The organism is Micrococcus sp. KBS0714 (assembly GCF_002008305.4).
In the GTDB taxonomy this organism is placed as follows: domain Bacteria; phylum Actinomycetota; class Actinomycetes; order Actinomycetales; family Micrococcaceae; genus Micrococcus; species Micrococcus luteus.
The window spans coordinates 1403155-1426686 of sequence record NZ_CP042169.1 but is presented as its reverse complement, the minus strand read 5'-3'; the positions used below and the strand labels follow the sequence as shown (position 1 = coordinate 1426686).

General features: G+C 72.6%; 19 protein-coding genes and 1 pseudogene. 13 read left to right on the top strand and 7 right to left on the bottom strand.

The features are described 5' to 3' along the window. Positions 1-47: 47 nt before the first annotated feature. The 3 genes from B1A86_RS06535 to B1A86_RS06525 are packed head-to-tail and all read left to right on the top strand — an operon-like array spanning position 48 to position 4681. On the top strand, positions 48-2777 hold the full coding sequence (locus B1A86_RS06535; protein WP_036314116.1) for a GNAT family N-acetyltransferase: 2730 nt from the start codon (positions 48-50) through the stop codon (positions 2775-2777). Between the two features lie 57 nt (positions 2778-2834). Next, entirely contained in the window at positions 2835-3503 is a 669-nt protein-coding gene (locus tag B1A86_RS06530; RefSeq protein ID WP_036314118.1) for a DUF5998 family protein, read from the top strand. Next, positions 3500-4681, top strand: a complete 1182-nt coding sequence (locus tag B1A86_RS06525) for an alkaline phosphatase family protein (protein WP_036314120.1) — start codon at positions 3500-3502, stop codon at positions 4679-4681. Before B1A86_RS06530 ends, B1A86_RS06525 begins: the two co-directional genes overlap by 4 nt. Before the next feature lie 30 nt (positions 4682-4711). On the opposite strand, the gene sepH is transcribed toward B1A86_RS06525, so the two are convergent. After that, a complete protein-coding gene (gene sepH / locus B1A86_RS06520) occupies positions 4712-6136 on the bottom strand; it encodes a septation protein SepH (protein WP_020625074.1) in 1425 nt (474 codons plus the stop codon). A gap of 291 nt (positions 6137-6427) precedes the next feature. Here sepH and B1A86_RS06515 point away from each other — a divergent pair, with 291 nt between their 5' ends. Next, the gene (locus B1A86_RS06515) at positions 6428-6727 is read left to right on the top strand and encodes a DUF4193 domain-containing protein (protein WP_002858157.1); all 300 of its coding nucleotides are present in this window, start codon (positions 6428-6430) and stop codon (positions 6725-6727) included. 19 nt (positions 6728-6746) lie between these two features. Here B1A86_RS06515 and B1A86_RS06510 read toward each other — a convergent pair whose 3' ends face one another. Then, positions 6747-7289, bottom strand: coding sequence for a DUF3093 domain-containing protein (locus B1A86_RS06510; protein WP_020625075.1), 543 nt, complete (start codon positions 7287-7289; stop codon positions 6747-6749). A gap of 117 nt (positions 7290-7406) precedes the next feature. Here B1A86_RS06510 and dut point away from each other — a divergent pair, with 117 nt between their 5' ends. From dut to B1A86_RS06490, 4 genes are read left to right on the top strand one after another with little or no spacing between them, the layout of a single operon-like run. Beyond that, a complete protein-coding gene (gene dut, locus B1A86_RS06505; RefSeq protein ID WP_020625076.1) occupies positions 7407-7889 on the top strand; it encodes a dUTP diphosphatase in 483 nt (160 codons plus the stop codon). Beyond that, positions 7886-8662: a DUF3710 domain-containing protein gene (locus B1A86_RS06500; protein WP_020625077.1), complete on the top strand. Its 777-nt coding sequence runs from the start codon at positions 7886-7888 to the stop codon at positions 8660-8662. Before dut ends, B1A86_RS06500 begins: the two co-directional genes overlap by 4 nt. Continuing rightward, positions 8659-8976 carry an OB-fold nucleic acid binding domain-containing protein gene (locus tag B1A86_RS06495; protein ID WP_020625078.1) on the top strand — a complete coding sequence of 106 codons (318 nt, stop codon included), beginning with the start codon at positions 8659-8661 and terminating at the stop codon, positions 8974-8976. The genes B1A86_RS06500 and B1A86_RS06495 overlap by 4 nt, the downstream gene beginning before the upstream one ends. A 23-nt stretch (positions 8977-8999) precedes the next feature. Beyond that, on the top strand, positions 9000-9704 hold the full coding sequence (locus B1A86_RS06490) for a DUF3159 domain-containing protein (protein WP_020625079.1): 705 nt from the start codon (positions 9000-9002) through the stop codon (positions 9702-9704). Here B1A86_RS06490 and B1A86_RS06485 read toward each other — a convergent pair. Both B1A86_RS06485 and B1A86_RS06480 read right to left on the bottom strand, forming a co-directional pair. Continuing rightward, positions 9656-10369: a TrkA family potassium uptake protein gene (locus tag B1A86_RS06485; protein WP_020625080.1), complete on the bottom strand. Its 714-nt coding sequence runs from the start codon at positions 10367-10369 to the stop codon at positions 9656-9658. The genes B1A86_RS06490 and B1A86_RS06485 overlap by 49 nt on opposite strands. Continuing rightward, positions 10366-11067, bottom strand: coding sequence for a TrkA family potassium uptake protein (locus tag B1A86_RS06480; protein ID WP_078025849.1), 702 nt, complete (start codon positions 11065-11067; stop codon positions 10366-10368). Before B1A86_RS06480 ends, B1A86_RS06485 begins: the two co-directional genes overlap by 4 nt. Positions 11068-11201: 134 nt before the next feature. Here B1A86_RS06480 and B1A86_RS06475 point away from each other — a divergent pair, with 134 nt between their 5' ends. The 5 genes and pseudogenes from B1A86_RS06475 to B1A86_RS06455 all read left to right on the top strand — a co-directional run bounded on the left by B1A86_RS06475 (position 11202) and on the right by B1A86_RS06455 (position 20163). Beyond that, the gene (locus tag B1A86_RS06475) at positions 11202-13154 is read left to right on the top strand and encodes an APC family permease (protein ID WP_036382845.1); all 1953 of its coding nucleotides are present in this window, start codon (positions 11202-11204) and stop codon (positions 13152-13154) included. A gap of 159 nt (positions 13155-13313) precedes the next feature. Further along, complete coding sequence (locus B1A86_RS06470; RefSeq protein ID WP_020625083.1) at positions 13314-14786, top strand: class I SAM-dependent RNA methyltransferase; 1473 nt, start codon at positions 13314-13316, stop codon at positions 14784-14786. 201 nt (positions 14787-14987) lie between these two features. Next, positions 14988-17690 (top strand): aconitate hydratase AcnA, encoded by a 2703-nt coding sequence (gene acnA / locus B1A86_RS06465; RefSeq protein ID WP_036314132.1) that lies wholly within the window; start codon positions 14988-14990, stop codon positions 17688-17690. A 230-nt stretch (positions 17691-17920) separates the two neighbouring features. Then, a pseudogene (locus B1A86_RS06460) lies at positions 17921-18638 on the top strand (transposase); the annotation flags it as partial. Positions 18639-19012: 374 nt separating this feature from the next. Next, a protein-coding gene (locus B1A86_RS06455; RefSeq protein WP_098471310.1) for an IS3 family transposase occupies positions 19013-20163 on the top strand; the annotation gives its coding sequence in 2 pieces (ribosomal slippage) (positions 19013-19283 and positions 19283-20163; 1152 coding nt in all). Positions 20164-20230: 67 nt separating this feature from the next. On the opposite strand, the gene B1A86_RS06450 is transcribed toward B1A86_RS06455, so the two are convergent. The 3 genes from B1A86_RS06450 to B1A86_RS06440 all read right to left on the bottom strand — a co-directional run bounded on the left by B1A86_RS06450 (position 20231) and on the right by B1A86_RS06440 (position 23519). Further along, positions 20231-20854: a CueP family metal-binding protein gene (locus B1A86_RS06450; protein WP_078025487.1), complete on the bottom strand. Its 624-nt coding sequence runs from the start codon at positions 20852-20854 to the stop codon at positions 20231-20233. 182 nt (positions 20855-21036) lie between these two features. Continuing rightward, complete coding sequence (locus B1A86_RS06445; RefSeq protein ID WP_269454423.1) at positions 21037-21372, bottom strand: metal-sensitive transcriptional regulator; 336 nt, start codon at positions 21370-21372, stop codon at positions 21037-21039. A gap of 11 nt (positions 21373-21383) precedes the next feature. After that, entirely contained in the window at positions 21384-23519 is a 2136-nt protein-coding gene (locus B1A86_RS06440) for a heavy metal translocating P-type ATPase (protein WP_036317660.1), read from the bottom strand. Between the last annotated feature and the right edge of the window lie 13 nt (positions 23520-23532).

Here is a 23532-nt window from a genome sequence, read left to right as displayed (position 1 = left end):
GTGGTCGGGGAGTCCTCACGGCGTCGGGGATTGTCTACAGTGATCCTATGGGTGAGACTGAAGCCGACCGCGGATATCCCTCCCATTGGGAGGCCGATGTGGTGCTCCGTGACGGCGCCACGGCCCACCTGCGGCCCATCTCGCCCGAGGACGCCGCCGAGCTGCAGCGCATGCATGCCGGGCAGTCCGAGAACTCCATCTACCTGCGCTACTTCACGTACAAGTCCGAGCTGAGCGCCAAGGACCTGGACCGGTTCACCCACGTGGACCACCGGGACCGGGTGGCGTTCGTGATCACCCGCGGCGGCCGCCTGCTCGGCGTGGGCCGCTACGACCGGTACGGGGACTCCGACGCCGCGGAGGTCGCCTTCAACATCTCCGACGCCGCGCAGGGCCGCGGACTGGGCTCCATCCTCATGGAGCACCTGGCCGCGGCCGCCCGCGAGAACGGCATCCGCCGCTTCACCGCCGAGGTCCTGCCCGAGAACCGCAAGATGCTCTCGGTGTTCCAGGAGTCTGGCTTCGAGGTGACCCGCCGGTTCGAGGACGGCGTCGTGGCCGTCGAGTTCCCCATCGATCCCACCGCCCGGTGGCGCGCCGTCGTCGAGTCCCGCGAGCACCGGGCCGAGTCCCGCAGCGTCGCCGAACTGGTCGAGCCCGCCTCCGTGGCCGTGGTCGGCGCCTCCCGCGATCCGCAGGCCGTCGGCTCGCTCGTGCTGCGCCACGTCCTCGAGGCGGGCTTCACGGGCACCGTCCACGCCGTGAACCGCGCCGCCGAGGACGTTCAGGGCCTCACCGCCCACCGCTCCCTGGCCGACATCGGCGAGCCGGTCGACCTCGTCGTCGTCGCCGTGCCCGCCGACGAGGTCGAGGCCCTCATCCCCGAGGCCGCCGCGGCCGGGGCCCAGGGGCTCGTGGTCCTCACCTCGGGCTACGCCGACGCCGGCGCCGAGGGACTCGAGGCCCAGCGCCGCCTGGTCTCCCTCGCTCGTGCCCACGGCATGCGCGTGATCGGCCCGGCCTCCACCGGTCTGGTCCGCACGGACCCCGCGATCCGCCTCAATGCCTCCCCGTCACCGGGCCTGGCCCAGCGCGGCCCCGTCAGCCTGTTCAGCCAGTCCGGCGCCGTCGGCGCCATGGTCTCCGCCGGCGTCAAGCGCCGCGGGGTGGGGATCTCCACCTCGATCAGCGCCGGCAACCGTGCGGACGTCTCGGGCAACGACGCCATGCAGTTCTTCGAGGCGGACCCCCACACCGCCGCCGTCGGCGTGTACCTCGAGTCGTTCGGCAACCCGCGCAAGTTCTCCCGCATCGCCCGGCGGCTCTCCCGCACCAAGCCCGTCGTGGTGGTCCGTTCCGACGTCACCGGGCGCTTCCTGCCCCCGGGCCACGAGACCCGCACCACCCAGGCCCCCGAGGGCACCGTGGACTCGATGCTCGACCAGACCGGCGTGCTCGAGGCCCACACGCACGAGGCCATGCTCGACATCCTCATGGCCGTGGCCAGCCAGCCGCTGCCCACGGGCCACCGCGTCGTCCTCGTGGCCGACTCGCTCGCCCTGGACCGGCTGGGCCGCGACGCCGCGGCCGAGGCCGGGCTCGAGGTCACGGCCACCGTCGGCCTCGTCGGCAGCGAGCAGGGCATCGCCCCGCCCGCCGACACGCTGGTCTCCGCCGTCCGGGACGCCGTCTGCCACGAGCAGGCCGACGCCGTCGTGGTGCTGGCCCGCCTCGGCCTGCACCAGGCCGACGACGAGCCGGAACGGCTGGCCCACGCCCTCGCCGACGCGACCCGGGAGGCCCGCATCCCCGTGCTCGGCTGCCTGACCGACGTCGTCTCCCCGCGCTACCGGGGGGCCACGCTCGGCGCGGCCGGGCCTGTGGACGACGACGCCGAGCCTGGCTCCCTGCAGCCCGGCCTGCCCTTCTACCCGTCGCCGCAGCAGGCCATGGCCGTGCTCGGCGCGCTCGCGGACTACGTCCACTGGCGCCACCAGGAGGTCGGCGAGCCGCTCGAGCCGACCGGCCTGCACCCGCATGAGGCCGAGGAGCTCGTGGAGGCGGCCGCCGCGCGCGCCGAGGGCACCGAACTCGTCCGGCTCTCCGACGAGGAGACCGAGACGCTGCTGGGCCACTACGGGATCACCGTGCTGCCCTCGGTCCGGTTCGAGACCGCCGAGGAGGCCGTGGCGGCCGCCGAGCGGCTCGGCTTCCCCGTGGCCCTCAAGGCCGTGGACCCCCACCTGCGGCACCGTCTCGACCTGGGCGGCGTCCGCCTGAACGTGGTGGACGCCGACTCCCTGCGCCGCAACGTCGAGCACATGCGCCGTCTGCTCGCGCCGTTCGGCGTGCGCGAGCTCGAGGTCCAGGCCATGGCCCCCGCCGGGCAGGCCTGCATGCTCACGGCGCTCGAGGACCCGCTGCTGGGCCCCGTGGTCTCCTTCGGCATCGCCGGCGACGCCACGGACCTGCTGGGGGACTGGGTGCACCGCGTGCCTCCGCTCACGGACCGGGACGTGGCCCGCATGGTCCGCGCCCCCCGCGCCGCCGTGAAGCTGCGCGGCACCGGCGGGGTGCCCCCCGTCGACCTCGCCGCGCTCGAGGACCTCGTGGGCCGCGTCAGCGTCCTCAAGGACGACCTGCCGCAGGTCGCCCGCCTGCGCTTCGCACCCGTGCTGGCCGCCCCCGAGCGCGTGACGGTCCTGCAGGCCGAGGTGCACGTCGCCAACGCGGCCCGCCGCACCGACTCGGCCCGACGCGCGCTGCGCGGCCGCTGACCGGACCGTCCACAGCGGGCCCGGACAGCCCGGCACCGGACCCGTAGCATGGGGGACATGAGCCCGTTCCGCAGGAGTCACGAGCCCGGCCGTCCCGACCACCGCTCCGGCACCCCCGAGGCCGAGGGACGGCAGCGCGAGGCCCGCACCCTGGACGGCAGCGGCGGCCTCGACGCCTCGCTCGTCCGCGCCGGCTTCTACCCGGACCTCGTGGCGCACGCCATCGCCGTCGAGCTCGAGGGCCGCACCCCGGACGCGCACCTCGTCCACGTGGACACGCACTTCGACTACGAGGAGATCCACCGGCACATCACGGCCCTCGTGCTCGCCGGGGACACCCTGCTGGCCGTCCATCTCGACGACCACGCCGCCGACCCGGCCGGCCAGGCGGTCCTCGCCCAGGTCTCCACCGAGATGGTCCCGGTCCGCGCCCTCGGCTCCGTGGTCCTGACCACCGGCCACGCCGACCCCGCCCGCTTCCGGCCGTCCGACCCCGTGGCCGAGATGACCCTCGGGCTGATGTGGGCCGGAGGCCAGCGCCTGGACCTGCAGCCCGCCGGCTGCGCCGACCCCCAGTGCGACCTCGACCACGGCTACACCGGCACCGCCACCCGTGAGGACCTCGTGATCCGCGTCGCCGCCGACGCCGACGGGCAGGGGGCCGTCGACGGCGCCCTGGCCTTCGCCCGGGCCCTGCGCCGCGCCCACCTGGCGGCCACCACGTGACGGGGCCCGCCCTCCCCGCGGGTGTGGTCCCCGCCGACCGTGCCCTGCGCTCCGTCCTGACCTCCGCCGCGGCCGCCCTCGGCGTCCCGGGCTGTGAGAACGCGCTCGCGGTCCCGGCGGGCCGCCGCGTGGTCGTCGCCCTGGTGGACGGCCTCGGACGGTCCCTGCTGAAGCGCTTCGGCGGCCACGCCCCCACGCTGCGCTCGGCGATGGCCGACGGCGGCCGCGTCCTCGAGGTGGCCGTGCCCACCACGACGGCCGCCTCCCTCACGAGCCTGGGCACCGGGCTGGACGTCGGGGAGCACGGCGTGGCCGGCTACGACGTGCTCGACCCGGACCGGGACGTGGTGATCAATCAGCTGGGCGGCTGGGACGAGGCCACCGACCCGGTGGGGTGGCAGCCGAAGCCCACCGTGTTCGAGCGTGCCGCCGCGGCCGGCGTGGACGCCGTCACGGTCTCGCTGCCCGCCTTCGAGCGTTCGGCCCTGACGCGGGCGGGGCTGCGCGGCGGCCGGTTTGTGGCCGGTCGCACCCTGATCGCCCGCGCCCAGGCCGCCGAACGCGCGCTGAAGGACGCCCGCGTGCCCACGCTCGTCTACTTCTACGTCAACGAGCTGGACAGGGCCGGCCACCGGGACGGCGTGGGCTCGGACCGGTGGCTGCACGCCCTCGAGGAGATCGACGCGGCGGTGCGGCGCCTGGTGGACCGCGTGCCCGCCGGGACGGTGGTGCTCGCCACCGGCGACCACGGCATGGTCGACGTGCCGCCGTCGCGCCGCGTGGACTACGCCGCCCTGGATGAGGCCGGGGAGCTCGCCGACGCCGCGCTGCTCGAGGGGGTCGCGCACACCGCGGGGGAGCCCCGCCTCGTGCAGCTGCACTTCCGGTCCGACGCGGGTCCGGACGTGCGCGCGAGGGTGCGGCGCGCCTGGGCCGAGCGCTACGGGGCGCACGCGTGGGTGCTCACGCGGGACGAGGCCGTCGACGCCGGCTGGTTCGGCGCCGTCGTCGAGGACCGGGTCCGTGCCCGCATCGGGGATCTGCTCGTCGCCGTGCACGGGGATCTGGCCCTCTACGACGGCCGGCGGGTGCCCCCGCACGCCTTCGAGATGGTGGGCCAGCACGGCGCGCCCACGCGCGCCGAGCGGGAGGTCCCGCTGCTCACCTGGCACCGCTGAGCCCGCCCCGCGGCCGGGGCCGGGCCGGGGTCAGTCGCCCTTGCGGCCGAAGACGATCTCGTCCCAGCTGGGCACGGACGCGCGGCGAGCGGCCGAGCGGGCCCGGGGGCGCGGCGTGACGGTCGGCATGGCAGGGCGCGCGGCACGCTCGCGAGGCGCGGGCTCCGCCCCCTCGTCCTCGACACCCGCGTCCGCGACGTCTGCGGCAGTGTCCTCGGCGCGGTCGGTCTCGGCGGCCGGTTCCGGCGCGTCGACGACCGGGGCGTCGTCGGCGGTCGTCAGGGCCCCCTCGGCGTCGACCGGGGCGAGCCGCTCGGGCGCCTGGGCGGCCTCGCGCCGACTCCGGTCCTGGTGCTCGCGAGCGATCAGGTGCGCGAGCGCGTCGTCCGACTCCAGGTCCGCGCCCACACGCTGACCCCGGCGCACCCGCAGGATCTCCAGCAGATCGGCGTCGCGGTCGGCGGCCGGGGAGTGCGCACCCGCGGGGGTCACGGCGTCCTCGGCGTCCACGTCGTCCGTCACCGGTTCGGCCGCGGGGGCGCGGGGGACCAGGTCCCAGGCCTCCGCCTCGGACAGGGCGCGGGCCCAGGCGTTCTCGGGTTCGAGGTGGCGTCCGGCCGGGCGGAACGTCCAGAGCGCCGGCGGCTCCTCGCGGGTGGGCAGACTCCTCGCACCGGCCACGGCGAACCGGGCGGCCACGGTCCAGCCGGCCTGGTCCTCGCGCCACGCGTCCCACTCGAGGCTCGCCTCGTCCACGCCCAGCTCGGCGAGCCGGTGCGCGGCGAGCTCGCCGAGCGTGGTGGGGCCGCCGTCCTGGACGAGGTCCGAGTAGAGGTCGGGCCCGCCGACCCAGACCTCGACGGCGCGGGCCTGCCGGGCGATCCAGTCGCGCTCGGCCAAGACGGGGTGACCGTAGGTGCGGATGCGCGAGAACGCGTTCCCGCTCTCCCGGGCCACCTGCTCCACGGAGGCGCCCGCACGGATGCGCTGCTGGATCTCCCGGGGGGTGAGGGGCACGGCCTCCTGGGTCGCGGCGGCCTTGACGGACTCCTGGTCGGTCAGCGGCGCCGGGGTCGGTCCGTCCGCGGTCGAGTCGTCGGCCACGGGCCGCGGGTCGATCCGCGGGGTGAGCGCGAGGTCCTCGTCCGGCCGGGCCGGGCCGGAGGGCGCCTCGGGAGCCCGCTCGTCCTCCGCCGCGGCATCGTCGGCGTGCGTCGCCGCGTCCACCGGTCCCTCGGCGTCCTCGTCGTCCGCCCCGGGGACGTCCATCTCCGTCATGTCGTGCCAGGCCGCGGGGCCGTCCTCGGCCGGTCGCCCGTCCTCGGGCGCGGCGCCCTCGATGACCAGCCGGCGCAGATAGGGGGAGAGGGGGAGCGTGTGCTCCTCGCCCTCGGGCCCCGACAGGCGCAGCGCGTCGCCGTCCTCGGTGGGTCCGGTCAGTCGCAGCTCTGCCATGGCGGTGGTCCCTCCCACATCGTGTTCTGGTCACCGGGCATGCGGACGCCCGGCCGGGCATGCCCCGATCCTAGCCGCCGTGCCGCAGACCACGGCCCGGGCGAGGGACGAGCGCCCGCGCGAATCCGCCCTGGGCGAGCGTGCCCGACAACATTTGGCACGGGTTCGGGCATGGTGCACAATCTACGCGCAACGGCGCAGGCCGGTGACGCGTGGTCCGCCCACGACGCCGCCCGCGCAGTGCCGGCACCGGTCCCGGTGCCGTCCCCCACCAGCGGAGCGTGAAACCCCATGGCCACTGACTACGACGCCCCTCGCAAGAACGAGGAAGAGCTGAGCCAGAACTCCATCGAGGAGCTGAAGGCACGGCGCACGGACACCCAGTCCGCCGTCGTGGACGAGGACGAAGCGGAGGCCGCCGAGGGGTTCGAGCTGCCCGGCGCCGACCTCTCGGGTGAAGAGCTGATGGTGCGGGTGCTGCCCGCCCAGTCGGATGAGTTCACCTGCGCCTCCTGCTTCCTGGTCCGCCATCGCTCGCAGGCCGCGCGTGAGAAGAACGGCCTGATCTACTGCACCGACTGCGAGGGCTGAGCCCCCGCCGCCGGGGCGGTCAGCGGCCCTCGGCCGTCCCCTCCTGCCGGGCCATGGTCCCGCCGAGGGCCGCGACCAGCTCCTCCGGACGCCGGGTGCTGGTCAGCCAGTAGGGTGTGCGGTCGCGCTCGTCGGTCAGCTGGATCCGCACGACGGGCGCGATCCAGCCGCGCACGTTCACGAAGGCCAGCCCGTGCAGCAGCGGGCCGCGCTGGGCCCGGGCGTCCTCGCCGCGATACCCCGTGACCTGACCGACGTGGTGCCGTTCGATGCTGGCGCGGCCCACCTGGAGGGTGCGTTCGCGCACCACGATGCGCGGGGTGGTGGCCACCAGGATCAGGACCTCGACGGCGAAGAACGCGACGGCGGCCGCGATGCCCACCCCGAGGTCGATCGGCGCGAACACGAGTATCGTCAGCGCCGCCAGCATGAGCGCCACGGCCCAGACCCCCGGGGAGGGCGTCAACCGCTCCTCGAACAGGACCGGATCGGGTCCCGCCGCGGCGCCCCCGGGGGCGCGGCGGGAGGCATCGGCGACGGGGTGCTGCTGGGGATCACGCATGGGTCCCAGCTTCCCACATCCGGACTCCGGTCCCGCCGCGCGGCACCGGCGAGGGCGCCCGCCCGGCCGCCTCGACGCGGCCCCGGGCCGACGGGTGCTCGTGTAGGGTCGGGCCTCGTGACCGACTCCGCCGAGCTGCCCGTGCCCCTGCACGCCCTCGATCCGGGCCTGGCCCCGCCCGCCTACGCGCAGCCGGGCGACGCGGGCGCGGACCTGCGCACCGCCGTCGACGTGACCCTGGCCCCGGGAGAGCGCGCCCTCGTGCCGACCGGCGTGGCGCTGGCCATCCCGGAGGGCCACGCGGGGTTCGTGCACCCCCGCTCGGGCCTCGCGGTCCGCCACGGCCTGAGCGTCGTCAACGCCCCCGGCACCATCGACGCCGGCTACCGCGGCGAGATCAAGGTGCCCCTGATCAACCTGGACCCGACGGAGCCGATCGTGCTGCGCCGCGGCGACCGGATCGCCCAGCTCGTGCTGCAGCCGGTCGTGCGGGCCCGCTTCGAGCCCGTGGACGCGCTGCCCGACTCCGAGCGCGGGGCCGGCGGCTTCGGCTCGACCGGCGGCTTCACCGCCGACAACACCCCTGGGAGGACGTCGTGATCTTCGGACGCAACCGCACCGTGCGCCACGAGCAGGTCAGCCTGCCGGCCGAGCTGCTGGAGGAGCGCGACCTCGAGATCGCCGCCGCGCCGGAGGCAGCCGACGTCGGTCCGCACGACGTCGCCACCCGCCCGGATCCCGCCGGCATGATCGACCTGGGGTCGCTGCGCCTGCGGGCGGTCCAGGGCATGAAGCTGCGCCTCGACGTCGAGGACGCGACGAAGCGGATCGTCGCCGCCACCGTCAGCCTCGGCCGCTCGGCGCTGCAGGTCCAGGCGTTCAGCGCCCCGCGCCGCACGGGCCTGTGGGACGACCTGCGCGCCGAGCTGCACGACTCCCTGTCGACCACCGCCCACGCGACCGTGCAGGAGCAGACCGGCCGCTTCGGCATCGAGATCCTCACGCGCGTGCCGGCGGCGCTGCCGGACGGCTCGCCGGGGTGGAACGTCGCCCGGTTCGTGGGCGTGGACGGTCCGCGCTGGTTCGTCCGCGGCGTGTTCCACGGCGAGGCCGCCTTCCAGCCGGAGGCCGCCGAGCCGCTGGAACAGGTGTTCTCCGACCTGGTCGTGGTGCGGGGCGACGAGCCGCTCCCGCCGCGCGAGCTGCTGCCCCTGCGTCCGCCTCCCAACGCGCGCCCGCTGCAGCGTCGCCGCCCGGCCCCGGACGAGGGCCGGGACGTGCTCGCGGACACCGCCACCGGCCCGGGGGACGGCGCGGCACCGGAGGCCACCGCGCTGCCCGAGCGCGGTCCGGAGATCACGGAGACCCGGTGAGCCCCGCCGTCGCAGCCCGCCCGACCGGCGCCGCGGGCCGCATCGAGCGCCGCGGCGTCATCGCCTCCGTCACACTGCCCGGCGCGGACGAGGCGACCGTCTTCCGCGCGGTCTTGGCCGACCGCCTGCCCGCGCCCGGGAGCATGGCGCCCGCGGAGACGCTGCAGCTGGTCTGGCACGGGCGGCGCCGCGTGCCCGGTGTCATGCCGGGGGAGTGGCTGACGGTCCGCGGCCGCGTCACCCAGATGGACGGCGTGCCCACCCTGCACAACCCCGAGTTCGACCTGGTCGACGCGCCCGAGGCCACGCGCTGAGCACGGCCCCGAGAGGAGAGCCCATGACCGAGCCGCGTGGCCCCGTCACCGCCGCCCCGGACGGGGCCGGCCCCCTGCCGTCTCGAGCCCGCCTGGACGAGCGCGGCCGCCTCGACGCGCTGGGCAGCGTCGGTGGCTGGCGCGGCATCGTCGAGGCCTCCCTGCCCACCCTCGTCTACATGGTCGGCTACGTCGCCACCCAGCAGGTGTGGCCCTCCGGCGTGGCGGCCGTCGCGGTCGCACTCGTGCTGGGCGTCGCGCGCCTCGTCCAGCGCCAGTCGCCGGTCCAGGTGCTGGCCGGCCTCGCCGTCGTCGTCCTGTCCGTCGTGGTCTCCCTGACCACCGGCCAGGCCCGCGACTACTACCTGTGGGGCTTCGTCACCAACGCCGCCTACGGCCTCGCGTTCGCGGTGTCCGTCCTCGTGGGCTGGCCCGCGGCGGGCCTGGTGCTCGGCCTCGTGCGCGCCGAGGGCACCCGCTGGCGGGCCCACCGGCGTCGGCGCCGCGCCTACGCCGCGGCCACCTGGATCCTCGTGGCCGTGTTCGCGCTGCGCCTGGCGGTGCAGGTGCCCCTCTACCTCGGGGACGCCGTCACCGCGCTCGGGGTGGCCCGCCTGGTGATGGGCCTGCCGCTCTATGCCCTGGGGCTCTGGCTCGCCTGGTCCGTCAGCTCGCCCGGTCAGGACGACGGCGTGCCGGCGGACTCCGCCGCCTCCGAGCGTCCCTGAGCGCGGCCCTCGCCGACGAGGAGGCGACGCAGGGCCGGCTCGGCGGAGCCGGCGGCCAGGAAGAAGAGCTCGTCGCCCACCTCCAGGACCTCGTCCGCCGACGCCTGCCGGGGGGCGCCGTCGCGCACGACCGCCACGAGCGGAGCCTCCTGCGGCCAGGACACGGTGCCGATGCGCCGGCCCTCGAGCCAGTGCTTTGCCGGGACCCGGAACTCGGACAGCGCCGCGCCGCCGGCCTCCAGCCTGAGCAGGCGCACGAGGTCCCCGGTCTCCACGGCCTCCTCCACGAGCGCCGTCATGATCGAGGGGGTGGACACGGCCACGTCCACGCCCCACGACTCGTCGAAGAGCCAGTCGTTGAGCGGGTTGTTGACGCGAGCCACGGTGCGGCCGACGCCGAACTCCGAGCGGCTCAGCAGGGAGCACACGAGGTTGACCCGGTCGTCGCCGGTCGCCGCGACGAGCACGTCCGCCTCCAGGGCGCCGCACTGCTCGAGCACGGTCAGGTCGCACGCATCCCCGAGGACGAGGCGTGCGCCGCCGACGTCGGCCTTGCGGGCCGCGTCCGTGCGCGCCTCGACGACGACCACCTCGTGGCCGTGCGCGTGCAGCTCCCGCGCGATGGAGGCGCCCACGGCGCCGGCTCCGGCGATGACGGCCCTCATGCCCGTCCCTCCTCGTCCTCGTCCGTGCCGTCCGGCACGCGTGCCTCGCCCTGCAGGGCGGCCTCCACCCGGTCCCGGCGGTCCACCGGGTAGACGGCGTGCAGCACGTCGCCCTCCTGCAGGCGGTCGCCCGGCCGGGGCAGCTGGCCGTCGCCGAGCCGGGTGAGGTAGGCGATGCGCATCCCCACCGTGGACTCGACGTCGGTCAGCCGACGGCCCCACCACGAAGAGTGGGGGACCAGCTCGGTCACGAGCAGCCGGCCGGAGGCGTCGCGGTGCTCCGCGTCGGCGGTGCCGGCCGGCAGCAGCCGGTGCAGCACCTGGTCGGCCGTCCACTGGATCGAGGCGACCGTGGGGATGCCGAGGCGCTGGTACAGCCGGGCCCGGTCGGCGTCGTAGATGCGCGCCACCACGTGGTCCACGTGGAAGGTCTCGCGGGCCACGCGGGCGGCGATGATGTTCGTGTTGTCGTCCGCGGTCACGGCCGCCAGGCCCTGCGCGCGGTCGATGCCGGCGGCGAGCAGCGCGGAGCGGTCGAAGCCCACGCCGGCCACGAGCTCGCCGGAGAAGCCGGGGGCCAGCCCCTCCACGGTCCGCGGGTCGCGGTCCACGAGGGCGACGCCGTGACCGGCCGCGTCCAGCGCGGCCGCCAACCGGGTGCCCACCCGTCCGCCGCCGACGATCACGTAGTGGGCCATGCCCGTCCCTGCCTCTCGTGCGGTGCTCCGTGCGCCGGGGAGCCGACGCGCGCTCCATCCTCGCATCCGGCGGGCACGTCCGGGAGCATCCGCGTCGCCGCGGCGTCCGGGCCCGGCGGGGGTACCGTGGTGCGGTGGCCACGCTGTCCTCCCTCCTGCGCCGCGGCCTCCTCGGTCGCCCCGTGACGTCGCACGCCGCCGACGAGCCCCGCATGAACCGGTGGCGGGCGCTGCCCGTGACGTCGTCGAACGCCCTGTCCTCCCTCGCCTACGCCCCGGACGAGGTCATCCTCACCCTGGTCGCGGCCGGCACGTCCGCGCTCGCGCTCGGACCCGCCGTCGGCTGGGCCGTCGTCGCGGTGATGCTGCTCATCGTCGTGTCCTTCCGCGCCGCGGTCGCCGCCGTTCCGCACGGCGGCATCTATCACATGGCCGGCATGAAGCTGGGCCCGAGGGCCGGCGTCGTCGCCTCGGCCGCGCTCCTGCTGGACTTCGTGTTCACCGCCGCGGTCTCCGTGGCCGCCTTCGCCCACTTCGTGGCGGCGCTGGCCCCCGGACTCACCGTCGGCAGCCGCGTGCTGGTGGCCTCGGCCGCGCTCGTGGGCGTACTGCTGGCCGCGCTCCGCGGGGTGCGGCTGTCCCGGTGGGTGCTGCCCGTGCTCGTGAGCGTGTTCGTCGCCCTGACCGCGCTGCTCGTCCTGGCGGGCCTGTGGCAGGAGGGCCGTGGGCTGCTCGGCGCGGCGCCGACGGCCGGCTGGACGCAGGAGGGCGCCGGGGTCGGCGGGACCGTCGGCACCGTGGCGACGGCGCTGCTCGCCCTGCGCGCGTTCAGCGCGGGATCGGTGCTGCTCACCGGCGTCGAGGTGCCGGTCTCGAGCACCCGCCTGATGGCCCGGCCGGCCGTGCCCACGGTGCGGTGGGTGCTCACCGTGATGGCCCTCACCCTCGGCGCGCTGACCGTGGGCGTCATGCACCTGGCCCAGCGCACCGGCGTCGTCGTCGGGCTGGAGCTGGAGAACCTCCGGGACGCCGCGGGTGCCGAGGTCACGCCCGACCGCGCCCCCGCCCCCGTGCTCGCCCAGCTCGCGGACACCGTGTACGGCCCGGGCAGCATCCTGTCCGTCGCCACCATCGCGGCCACCGCCCTGCTCCTGCTGTTCGCGGCCAAGTCGGCGTTCCGCTCGTTCCCCGCCCTGGCCGCGCGCGTGGCCGAGGACGGCTACCTGCCCCGGCAGCTGAGGGTCCGCAGCGACCGGCTGGTGCACACGTGGAGCGTCCTCGGGATGGGGGCCGTGGCCCTCTCGCTCGTGCTGTTCTTCGAGGCCCGGACCGCCCTGCTCGTGCAGCTCTACGTCATCGGCGTGCTGCTGGCCTTCACGCTCGCGCAGGCCGGCATGCTGCGGCTGTGGCGCCGCCGGCTCGTGCACACACCGGGCGCCCGGGCCCGCGCGGCCGTCCGGCTGCGCCTGATCATCACGGCGGTGGCCTGGGTGGTCACGGCGCTGGCGGGCGTCGTCGTCCTGGTCACCCGCTTCACGCAGGGCGCGTGGGTGGCGCTGCTGGCGATCGTGCTCGGCTCGCTGGTTATGGGGCGGATCCGCCGCCACTACGCGGACGTGGACCGCGAGCTCGCACCGGACCCCCAGGACGACGCGCGGGCCCTGCCCTCGCGGGTCCACGTGGTGGTCGTCGTGACCACGCTGGACCGGCCGGCGCTGCGGGCGCTGGCCTACGCCCGCGCGTCGCGGCCGTCCTCCCTCGAGGCCGTCGTCGTGGACGCCGAGCGCGCCGCCACCCTGGAGGTGATCGACGCCTGGGAGCGTGCCGGCCTGCCGATGTCGCTCACCGTGATCGCCTCGCCCTACCGCGACACGGTGGCCCCCCTGGTGCGGCATGTGCGCGAGCACCGACGCCGCTCCCCGCGGGACCTGACCATGGTGTTCATCCCGGAGTACGTGGTCCGGCCGGGCTGGCGCACGCTCCTGCACAACCGGACCGCCACCCGCCAGACGCGGCGACTGCAGCGGGAGCCGGGCGTGATGGTGGGCTCGGTGCCGTGGCAGGTCCACGAGGGCCAGGGCTCTTGACCGCCCCGGCGCCCCCGGGGAGCGGCGGATGACGCCGTCCGACGGCGCGCCCACGATCGAGGCGACACAGCCGCATCGGTCTGCAAGGATGATGATGATCTGACCAGTCGATGCTCAGGGCAAGACCTGAAGCGCGCTGCGATGCGAGAGGAGCCAGACATGGCAGTCGTCGACACGTCCACAGACGTCACCGGGATCGGGAGGACCATCGAGGTGGAGGTCGGGGCCATGGCCCACGGCGGCCACTGCGTGGCCCGGCACGAGGGGCGGGTCGTCTTCGTGCGCCACGCCGTGCCCGGCGAGAAGGTCCGGGTGGCCCTGACCGAGGCCGAGGACGGGGCCCGCTTCTGGCGCGGCGACGTCGTGGAGGTGCTGCGGCCCTCCGAGTTCCGCCGCATCCACCAGTGGAAGCTCGCGGACATGCTGCGCGCCCACGCCTCGGGTCGCCCGCCCGTGGGCGGCGCCGAGTTCGGCCACATCGTGGTCCCGCACCAGCGCCGGCTCAAGGCCCAGGTCTTCCGGGACACGGTGCACCGCATCGCCGACCTCGCGGTGGAGCCGGAGGTGTGCTTCGCCGGCTCCGAGGACGAGCCCACCGGCCAGCGCTGGCGGACCCGGAACGCGTTCGCGGTGACCCCCCAGGGGCACATCGCGATGCACGCCTACCGTTCGGCGACCCTCCTACCCGTGCGCAACATGCCGCTCGGCGTGCCGGCCCTCGATGCGCTCGCCCTGTGGGACTGGGACTTCACCGGAGCCGCCCGCGTGGACGTCGCGACGCCGGCCTCCGGCTCCCGCCCCCTCGTGCTGGTGACGCCCACCCCGCAGACGCGGGCGGACGAGGTCAAGCTCGGCCGGCTGCGCACCCGGATCCGCCAGGCGGCCAATGCGTGCGGCGTGGACGTCTCCACCGGCCTGGCCCTGCCCGGCCCGAAGCAGTTCCAGCCGGTCAAGGTCGAGCGCATCACCGGCAAGACCTGGGTCGAGGAGACCGTGGAGTCCGAGCGCGGCGGCACCAAGCGCTTCCGCGTCACGGGTGACGGCTTCTGGCAGGTCCACCAGCACGCCCCGGCCACCCTCGTGGACGCGGTGCTCGAGGACGCGCGCGTCGAGCCGGGCCAGGTCGTGGCCGACCTCTACGGCGGCGCCGGCCTGTTCAGCGCGTACCTGGCGGACGCCGTGGGACCCGAGGGCCGCGTGTACTCGGTGGAGGCCTCCCGCCAGGCCTCGAAGGACGCCCGCCGCAACCTGCACGACCAGCCGCAGGCCTCGGTGCTCAACGGCCCCACGGACAAGGTGCTCGGCAGCTGGCTGAAGTACCCCGAGCGTCCCGTGGCGGACGGCGGCCTCGGCGGTGCCGCGCTGGACACCGTCGTCCTGGACCCGCCGCGGGCGGGCGCGGGGCGGCGGGCGATCGAGCGCATCCTCGCGCTCGAGCCGGGCCGCATCGTGTACGTCTCGTGCGACCCCGCCTCGTTCGCCCGCGACCTGGCGTGGCTGCGCGACGGCGGCTACGAGGTGGAGCGCGCCCGCGTGTTCGACCTCTACCCGGACACCCACCACCTCGAGTCGGTGACCGTGCTGGTGCCGGCCGCCCAGAGCGCCCCGGCCGCGGCCGTCGTCGAGATCTGACCCGGCATCCGCGTGGCGGCCTGCGGGCCGCCGCGCGCCATGCCCGCGTCACACGGGACCGGCGCGGTACCCTGGGACGCAGTGCGGCACCTGTGACGCAGACGACGCCCGTCCCGGACGGGGCGCGGTCCGCGGCCGCGGGTGACCACCCCCCACTGGACGAGCGCCCGGAGGAAACCGGGCGGGAAGAGGAGTCCTCTCGTGACCACCGTCGACAGCTTCGGCTCCAAGGGCGTCCTGGACGTCAAGGGCGCCGAGTATGAGATTTTCCGTCTGAACAAGGTCGAGGGGGCGCAGAAGCTGCCCTACTCCTTGAAGGTGCTGCTGGAGAACCTGCTGCGCACCGAGGACGGCGCCAACGTGACCGCCGACCAGATCAAGGCCCTGGCCGCCTGGGACCCGAACGCCCAGCCGGACACCGAGATCCAGTTCACGCCGGCGCGCGTGATCATGCAGGACTTCACCGGCGTGCCCTGCGTCGTGGACCTGGCCACCATGCGTGAGGCCATCCAGGACCTGGGCGGCGACCCGGAGCGCGTGAACCCGCTCTCCCCGGCCGAGCTCGTGATCGACCACTCCGTGCAGATCGACTCCTTCGGCAACGACGCCGCCATCGAGCGGAACATGGAGATCGAGTACGAGCGCAACGGCGAGCGCTACAAGTTCCTGCGCTGGGGCCAGACCGCCTTCGACGACTTCAAGGTCGTCCCCCCGGGCATGGGCATCGTCCACCAGGTCAACATCGAGAACCTGGCCCGCACCGTGATGACCCGCGAGGTCGACGGCGTGCTGCGCGCCTACCCGGACTCCTGCGTCGGCACCGACTCGCACACCACCATGGTCAACGGCCTGGGCGTGCTCGGCTGGGGCGTCGGCGGCATCGAGGCCGAGGCCGCGATGCTCGGCCAGCCCGTGTCCATGCTGATCCCGCGGGTCGTGGGCTTCAAGCTGACCGGCAGCATCCCGTCCGGCGCCACCGCGACCGACGTGGTGCTGACCATCACCGAGATGCTCCGCCAGCACGGCGTGGTCGGCAAGTTCGTCGAGTTCTACGGCGAGGGCGTCGGCTCCGTGCCCCTGGCCAACCGCGCCACCATCGGCAACATGTCGCCCGAGTTCGGCTCCACCGCCGCGATCTTCCCGATCGACGAGGTCACCCTCGACTACCTGCGCCTGACCGGCCGCTCCGAGGAGCAGGTCGCCCTCGTGGAGGCGTACACCAAGGAGCAGGGGATGTGGCACGACCCGTCCTCCGAGGTCGCCTACTCCGAGTACCTCGAGCTGGACCTGTCCACCGTGGTGCCCTCCATCTCCGGCCCGAAGCGTCCCCAGGACCGCATCGAGCTCACCGACTCCAAGGACCAGTTCCGCAAGGACCTGCACAACTACGCCACGCAGGACGAGGCCGGCGAGGGCCGCCCGTCCAAGCTCGTGGACGTGGCCATGCCGGACGGCCGCCAGTTCCAGCTGGACCACGGTGCCGTGTCCATCGCCTCGATCACCTCGTGCACCAACACGTCAAACCCCTCCGTGATGATGGCGGCCGGCGTGCTGGCCCGCAACGCGGTCGCCAAGGGCCTGAAGTCCAAGCCGTGGGTGAAGACCTCCGTGGCCCCGGGCTCCCGCGTGGTGACCGACTACTACGAGAAGTCCGGGCTGCGCGAGTCCCTCAACGACCTCGGCTTCAACGTGGTCGGCTACGGCTGCACCACCTGCATCGGCAACTCCGGCCCGCTGGAGTCCGAGATCTCCGAGGCCATCCAGGAGAACGACCTGTCCGTGACCGCGGTGCTCTCCGGCAACCGCAACTTCGAGGGCCGCATCAACCCGGACGTGAAGATGAACTACCTGGCCTCCCCGCCGCTGGTGGTCGCCTACGCCCTGGCCGGCACCATGGACTTCGACTTCGAGAACGAGGCCCTGGGCCAGGACACGGAGGGCAACGACGTCTTCCTCAAGGACATCTGGCCGGACCCGACCGAGGTCCAGCAGATCATCGACGCGTCGATCGACACCGAGATGTTCACCTCGCAGTACGCCACGATCTTCGACGGCGACGAGCGCTGGCAGTCCCTGGAGACCCCCTCGGGCTCCACCTTCGAGTGGGACGAGAAGTCCACCTACGTGCGCAAGCCCCCGTACTTCGAGGGCATGACCATGCAGCCGGACCCGGTGTCGGACATCTCCGGCGCCCGCGTCCTGCTCAAGCTGGGTGACTCCGTGACCACGGACCACATCTCCCCGGCCGGCTCCTTCAAGTCGGACACCCCGGCGGGCCGCTACCTGCTGGAGAACGGCGTGCAGCGCAAGGACTTCAACTCCTACGGCTCCCGTCGTGGCAACCACGAGGTGATGATCCGCGGCACGTTCGCGAACATCCGCATCAAGAACCAGCTGCTCGACGGCGTGGAGGGCGGCTTCACCCGCGACTTCACCCAGGAGGGCGCCCCGCAGGCCTACGTGTACGACGCGGCGCAGAACTACGCCGAGCAGGGCACGCCGCTGGTGGTCCTGGGCGGCAAGGAGTACGGCTCCGGCTCCTCCCGTGACTGGGCGGCCAAGGGCACGGCGCTCCTGGGCGTCAAGGCCGTGATCACCGAGTCCTTCGAGCGCATCCACCGCTCGAACCTCATCGGCATGGGCGTGCTGCCGCTGCAGTTCCCCGAGGGTGAGAACGCCGACTCGCTGGGCCTGACCGGCACCGAGACCTTCGACATCTCCGGCATCACCGCCCTCAACGAGGGCACCACGCCGAAGACCGTGAAGGTCACGGCCACCGGTGAGGACGGCAAGGTCACCGAGTTCGACGCGGTCGTCCGCATCGACACCCCCGGTGAGGCCGAGTACTACCGCAACGGCGGCATCCTGCAGTACGTGCTCCGTCAGATCGCCTCGAAGGCCTGATCCACGGGACACAGCCCGCGCGCGGGCATCACGACGGCGACCCGCCGCCCTCCGCACGGAGGGCGGCGGGCCGCCGTCGTCGTGGGCGCCGGGGCCGAAGCCGGTGCAGGACCGCTCTTCATCCCCCAGTGCAGGGACCGGCCAACCCTTGGGCCAGACGGTCCTCGGGCGTGTCTGACAATGAAGCCGGGGGAAGGCCGGCACCCTCGAAGACACGGTCCCGGTTCCAGATGCTCTCCCACGCCCCCACAGGCCGGCAGGGCCGGCCTTTCGCCGATGCCGTCACGATGGTCGACGCCATCATCCACCGGTACAGGTGCATCGATCCCCTGGCGGGACCTGCCCGAGATCTACGGGCCCTGGCTGAGTCGTGTGGACCTGGCACGGCCGCATGGCCGAAGAGGGCACGTGGGACACGGTGCTGGCAACACTGACCGCCGCAGCGGATGCCGAAATCGTGATCGATTGGTCGGTCTCGGTGGACTCCACGATCGCCCGCGCCCATCAGCACGCGAGGAACACCACCCGGCTCACAGGGGGCTGGATCGAACGACAAGGAATCCGCGTGAAGAGCCCGCCGACCACGGCCTCGGGCGCTCACGGAGCGGGCTGAGCACGAAGACCCATCAGCTGGTCGACGGTGCTGGGCGAGAGGGCGTACTCCTCGCGGGCGATCGGCACCCATCTGCGCGCCGGTGGCATCAAGGCCGTCCTCCCCAACCGGCTGACCAGCAGGGCCACCGCAGACGCCGCGGCTCGGCCGGCGGCCGACCCGTGGGCCTGGACTCGGAGGCTTACACGGGCCGGAACGTGATCGAGCGCCAGGACGCGCACCTGAAGCAATGGCCGGGCCTGGCGAGCAGGTACGACGAGTACGCGATCGTGTACTGGGCTGCCGTGGTCCTGAATGCTGTGCTCGCGTGGTCGACGGCATTGTCGGACACGCCCGAGTGGCGTGTTCGAACTGATCGACGATCCAGGTCAAGTGCTCGAGAAGCTCGGCGAGGCTCAGCACCGGCAGGTATGAGCGTGAGGACCTGGACAGAGAGGATCCCCCGAAATGCACATCGTGAAACAGAGTGAGCGATGTAGTGCTCTTCAGTTGGCACTGGTTGATATTGGTCGACGAGGCTTCAGCCCGGTCTGGTGATGCCCTGCGATGACTCTGAAGCCGGCTCTCGGGCGAATCCTCACATCGGGACGCCGAGACCCTGTGGGAGTCCAAGGATGGGACTGGGCTGACCCCGTTTCGTAGGTCCAGTCGTTACGTTATGAGAGTCGTCCTGTTGCCCGCGGTCGCGGGCAGGGAGACTGGTCAGATCATGACGAACAGCAGGAAGCGTCACACCCCCGAGCAGGTCGTCCGTAAGCTCGGGCAGGCCGACAGGATGCTCGCCGATGGTCAGGACGTCGCGGCGGTGTGCCGGGAGCTCGGGGTGTCCGAGCAGACGTACTACCGGTGGCGGAACCAGTACGGCGGCCTCAAGGCCGACGACGCAAAGCGCCTGAAGGAGCTGGAGAAGCAGAACGCGACCCTGAAGCGTCTGCTCGCGGAAGCGGAGCTGGAGAAGGCCGCGCTCAAGGAGCTGGCTGAGGGAAACTTCTAAGCCCGGACAGGCGCCGCGCCGCCGTCGATCACCTCAAGCGCAAGTTGCGGGTGAGCGAACGGATGGCGTGCCGTCTGGTCGGGCTGAGCCGCTCCGCGTACCGGCGACCGCTCAAGGGCGACACGGTCGCGGACCCGGATCGGGCGCTCAGGGAGTGGCTGCGCGCCTGGGCGAAGGACCATCCCCGCTACGGGTATCGGCGGGCGTATCACGACGCCCGCGCCGAGGGGTGGGTGGTGAACCACAAGAAGATCCAACGCCTGTGGCGTGACGAAGGGCTCCGGGTCCCGCAGCGGCGTCGACGCAAGCGCGTCGGGTCCTCGACCGTCGACGCGCCGACGGCGGACGCGCCGAACGTGGTGTGGGCGGTGGACTTCCAGTTCGACGCCGACGAGCACGGACGACCGATCAAGATCTGCTCGATCGTCGACGAACACACCCGGGAGTGCATCGGCGGGCTCGTGGAGCGCTCGATTACCGCCGACCGACTCACCGCCCACCTCGAGGACCTCGTCGCCGCCCGGGGCGCCCCGGCGGTGCTCAGGTCGGACAACGGGCCGGAGTTCATCAGCGAGGCGATGGCCGACTGGGCCGGCACCCGCACCGGCCTGTCCTACATCCCTCCGGGCTCGCCGTGGCGCAACGGGTACGTCGAGTCGTTCAACAGCCGGATCCGCGACGAGTGCCTCAACATCAACAGCTTCTACTCGCTGCTGCACGCACAGGTCATCATCGGCGACTGGAAGGACGAGTACAACCACCACCGCCGGCACTCCTCGCTCGGCTACCTAACCCCAGCCGAGTACGCTCGGCAGTGCACCCATCAAATGGAAACCGACGACTCACAGAACGTCCGGACCGAATGAAGGGGGCGGCTCAGGACGTCTCGACGCCTGATCTGTCGGCGCTGAAGAGGAGCATGAGGCCTGGGCCTCAAGCCAGCTGAAGACCGGTCAAGCAGGTGGGGTCGTCGGGGCGGGTCGAGATGGCCTTTTTCGCGGTGCGGCCTTCAGCTGAGACAGTGAGAGTGGCGTCAATTCCACGCGGCAGCCAGACCCCGACGAATCCGTTGTCGTACGTCGTCAGCGTTTCATCGAGGAGGGTCTCCCCTGACGTCGCCTCGACCACGGTGACGTGGACGTCAGTATTGGCGAGTTCGCCGGTGCAGGTCGTGAGGCTGTGGAAGTAGCATTCGTGAGTCTGGCTGCGATACGGGGCGATAGAGACGTAGAACTCGTCTTCTGGCATCGGCACGGTGGTCTGATTGTTCTGATCGTCGGTCAGTACAAGCTGGTCGGGTTCAATCGACGCGATGAATTCAGACGAGCGATCTGTCACCTTCGTTGAGTCGAGTCGCTTGATGATCTCGCGAGCATTCAATCCGTCTAGATTGTGCTCGACCACCAGTGAGTGATCGGATCCTGCATCAGCGGACGGTCCCGCATCAGCAAAGCCGCTGAGCAGGAGGACGGCGCTGGTCGCCAGACCGGTCAAGGCCGCGCAGATCCTCAGGCGGCTCCTGGAGGACTGGATCGGAGCAACAATGGCAAGTGGCATGCCCAACTCTTTTCTCAGGTGAACGTGTTCATGTCGTCAGGTTAGACAGAAGGCATCCCGAGTTCGCCGGTGCCAAGGGCGCGACGACGTGCAAAGCACGCCTGCCCGGAGACATCAAGAGCCTTGTCCTGATCTGGGGCCCACCGGTCCGAGGCACCCTGTGTTGACGAAATCGGATGGTGTCAGGAGCGCACGAGGCGATTGATGGCGTCGGTGGCCTCCTGGATCTTGGCGATGGCCGCGTCTTCATCGCCTTTCTTGGCGGCGTCGAGCACGCAGTGCTTGAGGTGGTCATCGAGCAGACCGGTCGCCACTCCTTGCAGGGCGCGGGTGAGGGCCGAGACCTGGGTGAGGATGTCGATGCAGTACTTTTCGTCGTCGATCATCTTCGTGATGCCGCGGGCTTGGCCTTCGATACGCTTCATGCGGTTGCGGTAGCGGTCCTTGTCACTGATGTAGCCGTGCCGATGGGCTCCGGCGTCGGTACCGGTCTCATCGGCTGCAGTTTCAGTGGTCACGGGTGTGTCCTTCACTTCTGGTGCTCCAGGACGGAGCGGGTGCTGGCAGCTGGGGCGAGGTCGATGCGACGCAGCAGCTGGGCGTTGAGCGCGACGACGACGGTGGAGATCGACATCAGGATCGCACCTACTGACATCGGCATGACGAAGCCGACGGGTGCGAGCACGCCAGCCGCGAGCGGCACAGAGAGCAAGTTGTACCCTGCAGCCCACCACAGGTTTTGCCTCATTTTACGGTATGCGGCACGGGAGAGCTGGATCACCGAGAGCACGCTACGCGGGTCGGAGCTGGCGAGGATGACACCTGCAGAGGCGATGGCGACGTCGGTGCCGGCCCCGATGGCGATGCCGACGTCGGCCTGGGCCAGGGCAGGGGCGTCGTTGACGCCGTCGCCGACCATGGCGACCTTCTTGCCCTCCTTCTGCAGCTGGTCGACCTTGGCGGATTTGTCCTCGGGGCGGACGCCGGCGAAGACCCGGTCGATGCCGAGCTCTCTTCCCACCTCGTTCGCCACGGCTTCCGCGTCGCCGGTGATCATGACGACCTCGACGCCGAGCTGATGGAGCGCATCGACGGCGTCGCGGGACTCTGGGCGAACCTCGTCGGCGAGCTTGAGACCGCCGATGACCTTGCCGTCACGGAGGACGTGCAGGATGATCGCACCCTCTGCCCGCCATTCGTCGGCGACACCGATCTCGTCCTGGCCGGTCTCCTCGAGCAGACGGGGTCCGCCGACGCGGATCTCATGGTCGGCCACCGTCGCGGTGACGCCGACCGCCGGGGAGGAGGTGAACCCGCTGGCCGGTTCGACGGCGAGGCCCTTCTCCTTGGCGGCGGTGACGATGGACCGGGCGAGGGGGTGCTCACTGTCGGCCTCGGCGGAGGCGGCCAGGGCGAGAAGCTGTTCGGCATTCAGGCCGCCGGTCGGCTCCACGCCGGTGACGGTGGGCTCGCCCTTGGTCAGGGTGCCGGTCTTGTCGAAGAGCACCGCGTCGACCTGGCGCATGGACTCCAGGGCGAGGCGGTCCTTGATCAGGACGCCGCCGCGGGCGGCGCGCTCGGTGGCGATGGACACGACCAGAGGGATCGCCAGACCCAGCGCATGGGGGCAGGCGATGACGAGGACAGTGATGGTGCGAACGACCGCGTCGTCGGGGAGCCCGAAGAGCGTCCAGACGACGGCGGTGATCAGCGCAGCTCCGAGGGCGAACCAGAACAGCAGGGCCGCAGCCCGGTCGGCGATGCGCTGGGCACGGGAAGATGAGCCCTGCGCCTCGGCGACGAGCCTGTTGATGCCCGCCAGAGCCGTGTCGTCGCCGGTGGCGGTGATCTCTACGCGCAGGCCGGAGTCGGTGGCCACGGTGCCGGCGGTGACGTTCTCGCCCTCGCCGCGGGCGACGGGGTGTGATTCGCCGGTGATCATGGACTCGTCCATGTCGGCGCGGCCGTCGACGATGGTGCCGTCGGCGGGGACGCTGCCGCCAGGCCGGACGATGACGACGTCGCCGACGCGCAGCTCTGCCGGGTCGACCTTGACGACGTCGTCTCCCTCTATACGCTCAGCCTCGTCAGGGAGCAGCGCGGCGAGGGAGTCCAACGCCGAGGTGGTCTGGGCCAGTGAGCGCATCTCGATCCAGTGGCCCAGCAGCATGATGACGATCAGCAGCGCCAACTCCCACCAGAACTCGAGCTCGGGGTGGACGAGACCGACAGTGGCGGCCCAGGAGGCGAGGAACGCTACGGTGATGCCGAGCGCGATGAGCAGCATCATCCCCGGCTGGCGGCTTTTCAGCTCGCTGACAGCACCGGTGAGGAACGGGGTGCCGCCCCAGGCGTACATGACGGAGCCGAGGACTGCGGCGACCCAGCCCGCCCAGCTGGGGACCGAGTAGCCCAGGAGCATGGCGAACATGGGGGAGAACGCGACCACCGGGATGGCGATGATCAGATTGATCCAGAACAGCCGCCGGAACTGGCCGACGTGGTCGCCGTGGCCCGCGTGACCACCGCCGTGATGACCGTGCCCGGCGTGGTCACCGTGTTCCATGGTGTGGTCTTCGTTCTCGGCGCGCGAGTCGTCACGGTGGCCGGACTCGGTGGTCGCGACGCCGGCGTGGTCATGGTGATGCGTGGTCGGGTCCGTCATGCTCTTCGCTTCC